The 5,596-nt window shown below is 62.4% G+C and carries 1 protein-coding gene and 1 pseudogene; both read right to left on the reverse strand.

The window, feature by feature from the left end:
* Window positions 1-187: 187 nt before the first annotated feature.
* Window positions 188-1,285 carry a hypothetical protein gene (locus ACZYOF_RS41695; protein WP_463719388.1) on the reverse strand — a complete coding sequence of 366 codons (1,098 nt, stop codon included), beginning with the start codon at window positions 1,283-1,285 and terminating at the stop codon, window positions 188-190.
* Between the two features lie 2,807 nt (window positions 1,286-4,092).
* Window positions 4,093-5,596, reverse strand: a pseudogene (traA, locus tag ACZYOF_RS41700) (Ti-type conjugative transfer relaxase TraA); the annotation flags it as partial.

Genomic DNA, 5,596 nt, shown 5'->3' on the forward strand with positions numbered 1-5,596 from the left:
CTTTTCACCTTCGCGCACTCGCTCCAACGCCATCATGCGGATTTCTTCCAGGGTTCGATGGTCAAGTTGTCGGCCGTCGCGTTTCATGCCGATAGCATACACCAACGCCGCAACAATGTCGCCTATATTTCTGACCTATGAGTAAGCACCGAGTTTGAACCAGTGTTAGCGATTGCCCTCCCGCCCTTCACTCAGACGAAATTTTGGCAATCTCCTCCAGCGTTGATCGAGCTTGTGGAACGAACCGAGTCCCCGCTGCGGGCGCGAATGTGAGAAGCAATTCGGCGGCAGACGCGATGGTTCGCACGGGCCGCGCAAGGACAGCCTCGACTGGCGGCACCGTGGTCGCCGGAAGCGATAGGCGGAAACGAGCGTTGCTGACAAGATGGGTGCACCCGGCAAAGATCCACGCCACAAGCGGCTCGGCCACACCACTGCGGAGCCGCGACGCGTTCACATGGAACAGCAGCCATGCAGCCGCCCAGCAAAACTCGGCGGGGCGCGCCGTTAGATCCTCGCGCAGCAGCCAGATCGAGTTGGCCGCACCATCTCGATCGGTCGCGATTGCTGTGAGGTCGCCACTCATCCGTCGAAGCAAAGGATGGATGGAATCGATTTCGGGCGATGCCAATCCTTCCTCGGCGATCGCATCGATCGCGTGGAACTCGCGAGCGAGCGCTGCGGCCGTGGCGAAGCTCAACAGATAGTCTTCGGCGGCGCGATGCAGATCTGCCTCGGCGGGCCCGCCGATCGCCGCCAAAGGGATCGTGCCGCGTCGGGGATTCTTAAGTGCGTCGCCACTTTCGAGCCACTCGCCGGAGGTAACCATGCGCGCCACTGAAGCATGCCGTCGGACGCGCTCGACGAAATTAGCTGGGTCGTGCGTTGCGATGGTCCTACGATCTTCGGCGATCGCTACCGACAGTTCTGAAGAGACAATCGGGCCCTCGGCTAGATAGTCGCGAAAATTGCGATAAAAGCCGGTAGGCTCGGTGAGTGCTTGGTCCGCATCGGCCAGCAGGTAGAACCCGAGATCGAGCGCAATGACAGGATGCTCGCGGATTGCCTCGAGCGGTTCTGTGTTGCTGCCGCAGCCTGGAGGATAGACTACTTCTTCCTGACCGCCCGCTTTGGTCCCGGTGATTTCTCGATAGAGCCAGAGCAAGCCATGGGGCACGACACGGCGGCAATATGCTTCAGCCAGCGTTCCCTCCGCATCGACACCTGTCAAGGCGGAGAGGCGTCGCGCATCTTGACGATTGATATGTCGGGCCGGCTTGCGCAATAGGCGGCATGCGCAGTATCGGCGAGCAGCCCGATCGCCATGGCTCGTACCGATGGTATCTTGTCAAGCTTTCGCGCACAGCGTGATTACCTGCCCGGTGGACGTGCTGGACCTGCTCGCTCCGTTCGTGGGCGAACTGATGAGCTTCAGGACCGACACGCCGATATTCCCTCAAGACCTCGGGGCGTCGGCGATGTTGCGATTGGCTCAATTGCTCGTCCTCCTCCCCTATGGGACGTCCGAGAATGCGCGCGCCGCCTGGAACGCGTTCGAGCGCGAGCGCCTCCACCTGGAGGGACCGGAACTCATCGAGGGTTTCGCGCTATCCAAGATCCTGCTCCATCCACGCACGGGCAAGCTTTTTCCCGATTGGTTGGAGATCTTACTTCGGTTCGACCGACTGCTGACAAGCTCCCCCCAACTCGCGGAGGCGAACCGCAACTTCAATTCCCCGGCCGGCGGCGATCCGTATGTAAGCGGCGTTTTGTTCGCAGGGCAGCTTGGCAATATCGATAGCGTTGCCCGTTTCAAGGAAATCTTAGAACGGCTCGATGGCGACGAACCCACGATACGCGATCAGATCTTCTCGTCCTTCCAACCTGGGCGGGGCGATATTTCAATATTAGTCAACCATGCCTGGCTCAAGGAATCGCGAGCCGCGATATTCGATTGGTCGGCTGCTGCCAACGATTATGCTGCTTGCGCAGACCTCGCTATGCGATGGGGCAATGCGATGCTCGCGACACGCTGCGCAATTGCGCAAGCTATTTGCCTCGACGAGAACGGCGACGACGTCGAACAAGCACTCGCCTGTCTGATACAAGCTGAAGACAACTTTGGCTTCGACATCGCGCTCTCGCGCGCTCGTGCCAAGATCCACTGGCGCAGACGCGATCATGCGGCGGCGCTCCCGCTGTTGACTGCCGCAGCGAAAGCTGGCGGCCAAGACACAATCGAGAAAGCTCATATCGCTCGCGAAGCAGGCATAAGCGCTGCCACGCTCGGCGACTGGGCGGCAGCGCAGCAGTGGTTTGAACGTGCCCAAGTCGAGGCGTCAAAGCGAATACGAGGCGACCCTCTTCGCTCTTGACTGCGTGATGCAGCGCTGCCGACGCATCCAATACGGAGATGTCCCTGTTTCGCATCATCGAGTCCGCTACGCGGCGATGGACGGCCCGACATTCTGCGGCGGTGAGCACTTCCTCCGCAGCATCTTCCAGCAATGGCGAAACTCGCAGTCGCTTTTTACGATATGTTTCAATCCACGGCCCAATGAGCTGATCGAGCAGAAGACCAGGAAGCGCTATGGTGGGATCGAGGCCAGCGATCTCTAACGCCAGAGCTCGTTCGAACCCGCCACGGATCAGGCTGGCACGCAAGAGCAGCGTCTGTGCATCGGTTGAGAGCGCTGTAATCAATCGTTGCCGCGCTGCGCGCCGTTCCGGGCCCAGTTCACCGGGGAGCTGCCCGCCCAAGACCCCAGCAACGGATGCGCGTGACCAATTCGCCGCCTTCAGATGAAGCAGCGTCGCCATGGTGAGTTGGGGATGGCCTCGTGCCGCGGCGCGATAGACGGCGCCGGCATATTTGGCGTCGCCGCCAGCCAGTGCCACGAGTTCAACAACTGCCTCCTCCGAGAGGTATTCGACCTCGATTGCGGCAGGCGCCTCTGGTGCCAACTGGTGATGTGTCGTCCTGGTAGGCGCGCGATAGCTTGTGACTATCGCGGTGCAATCGCGACGCTGAAGACTGGCGACGACGCGTAACAGTGCATCCCGCACCGCAGGATCGTCGATCTCATTCACGTCATCCAGGATGAGATGCGTTGCGGGGGAGGCCGCCAGTTCGCCTTGCAGAAGCGACAGCCGTGCAGCGGTGTCGGAAGGCGAAAGGTTGCGGAAGTCGACGATCGACCACACTCCGCCGCTGTGTTCGCCCACGAGGCGCGCAGCGAGAGACTTGCCCAGTCCGGTCGCGCCACTTGCGATAGCTACCCCGGCACTCCGGCGTGCAGTGTCGATTGCGGCGACCAAGACCGCTCGCGGAGCCCGGATCGGGGGAAGAGGTAAATCGCTCGCCGGGACAAGCAAGGTTGGACGACTAAAGGTCGTGCCAGTGCTGCTCTGGAACGCTGCGGTTAATTGCTCCAACGGAACGGGGACGATGGCCGTCTTGTCGATTAACTCGAGGAGGTCGGCTCGTCGCAATTGCCGTGCGTTGTCGGAGACCACCGTCATCAGCAAGCGCTCGATCGTCGCCGGCACTACGGCCTTACCGGTATGGCTTGAGAGCCGCCTTGCTGATGCGACATACTCGATAAGTCCAGCCTCGAGATCGGCGCGCACGTCTGCGATACCGGGTGCACCGCAATCCCAGTGAATACGTTGGAGGAAATCGCTGCGGAACCCATCGTCCGGCAGTGCTTCTAGATAAAGTTTCGTGGACGCCTTCAAATCGAGCGCGGCTACCACCGAGCGTAAGGGCCCGACATCGGCTCCGGCCGCGGCCCGGCGCCAATAGTGAAGTGCGGCACCTCCAGCAATCCGATGCGCCGCGCTCCGCTCCACGCCGATTTCGGACGTAGTCAGATAATGAAGCGACACGACGCGCTTGGGGTTGCGGTGCGCGAGATCCACAAAGGAGTCGATTGCGGCGCGGACGTCCGCAGACTGGAGTGTAATGTTCGTGCTGCCTCCAGTGTCCTTGACCTGGGTTCCTGCGAGCGCGTCGCGCGCCGCGACTGCATAGTCTTCGGCCACTTCGAGATAGAGGACCTCTCCATCCCCCAAACCGAGCCAGGCCAAGCCGGATGCATAGAGCTGATAGCCGTAGCCGTGGTCGATATTGCGATAGAAGCGCTGATCGACCTCGACCCGGTGGCGGCCCTCGCCCTCACCGATCTCGGCGACCAGGCGCGCCGGCTTGGCTTCCACGACCTTGCCGATCATGCCGTTCTTGACGCCGAGCGAGCCCTCGTTCTTCAGGAAGACGATCTGGTCACCCGGCGCAAACCGGCGCTCGCCGTCCTCGGTCCGGAAGGCATGTCCCGCTTCGACGAGACCGCGCTCGACAAGCCTGGCCCGCGCCAATTCATTCAGCGTGCGGACGTCGCGGCGCAGATGCGCCAGAATCAATGTCGACTTGGACGGATCGTAGTCGCGGTTCCAATCGGCGATGAGATTGTCGATCGCCTGCGCCTTCAACTCCGAGCCGAACAGACGTCCATGGTGACCATAGGCGGACAGGGCCTGCGCCGTCCGGCCACGGGCAAGATCGAGCGAGGCGTCGCGCATCCATTGCTGGCGCTGGCGATAGATCGTCTCGAGCTCGGCATAGCCGATGCGTTCGACGATCGCGCGAAACGCCGCCCCCGCTTCGATCGGCTGGAGCTGCTCCGGATCGCCGACCAGGACGAGCTTCGCTCCCGCCTTTGACGCTGTTTCGACGAACAGGCGACCATGCCGGCCTCGTCCAGGACAAAAACCGTTCTATCGTCGAGGCCGTCCCGACCGCTCTTCCATCGCAATTCCCAAGCGGCCAGCGTGCGGGATTCGATGCCCGCCTCCTTCTCCAATCCCTCGGCCGCCTTGCCCGCCAAGGCGGCGCCAACCACGCGGTAGCCTGCGGCCTCCCACACCTCGCGTGCGGCACGCATCATCGTGGTCTTGCCCGCCCCAGCACGGCCGACAACCGCCGCGATCCTCTCTCCGGACGCCAGATGCGCGATGGCGGAGCGTTGCTCGGCCGAGAGGTTGCTGTGCCCCGCGGACACGGCCGCGATGACCGGCGGCTTGACCGTGAACGCCGTGCCGCCCGAGAGATGGACCGCGCGCCGTGCCATTTCCGCTTCGAGCCGGATCAGCTCGCGGGTGGTGTATTTTGCCGGCGCCCGCGCGCCGGTGTCGAACTCGACAGATTCTCCTTCGAGTCGGAGCGCATCGGGGCTTTGCAGCACCCGCGCCATCAAGTGCTGGAAGGTCCCGGCATCGTCGACATAGCGATGCAGGAGCTTGCCGACGTCGCGCTCATCGAACACACTCTTTTCCCGCGAAATCATGTCGAGCACGATCTCCGGACGGCGCTGGATGCGCTTCAACGTCTCGGCCCGGTTCTCGTCGAAGACACGCAGCCGTTCGAGGTTGGGATCGCGTCCCTCGCGCTCCGCCCGGCGCTGGATGGCCTTGGCCGCGACGCCGATATGGGTGGTCGGCACGACGTCGATCCCGCGCTCGGCGTAGGACCGCCCATCGACCCGTATCTCGTGCCCGTTCAGGGCGAGATGCTGGTTTTGCAGGTCGAGCCAGCCATTGC

The sequence above is a fragment of the Bradyrhizobium sp. LeoA1Lang genome, assembly GCF_055413685.1.